Raw genomic sequence first — 332 nt, 5'->3', positions numbered from 1 at the left:
GGAGTGAAGTTGTTAGTGCGACACCGGTTGCACCGGAAGGGGGCGCTTAATGAATGTTTTCCGTTGATGGAACAGAATACACGTTGAAATACAACACGAAAAAAGTGAAAACGATTGAAACCGTAACAAAGACAAGCATCGTCGGTGAAATCACCAAAAATAATGGGGTTATGCCATATGCCACACTTGAAGCACTTTTTTCATTTGCTTTGGTCGAGGAAGCCTCCGGATCACCGGTAAGGCAGAAGACCGCTGCGGAAATGTTTGAAAAGGTTGTACAGGAAAACGGTTTAATCTCGGTCAATATGGCGATTGTGGAAAAGCTTCAGGAT

At 44.3% G+C, this 332-nt stretch carries 1 protein-coding gene; it reads left to right on the top strand.

What is annotated here, in order from left to right; genetic code table 11:
- Positions 1 to 53: 53 nt before the first annotated feature.
- Positions 54 to 332 (top strand): segregation and condensation protein B (locus tag NIE88_RS22225; protein ID WP_253065751.1); only part of this gene is annotated, 279 nt, incomplete at its 3' end.

It is taken from the genome of Sporolactobacillus shoreicorticis (assembly GCF_024125445.1).
Lineage (GTDB): Bacteria > Bacillota > Bacilli > Bacillales > Sporolactobacillaceae > Sporolactobacillus > Sporolactobacillus shoreicorticis.
This window is presented reverse-complemented; position numbering and strand designations above follow the sequence as displayed.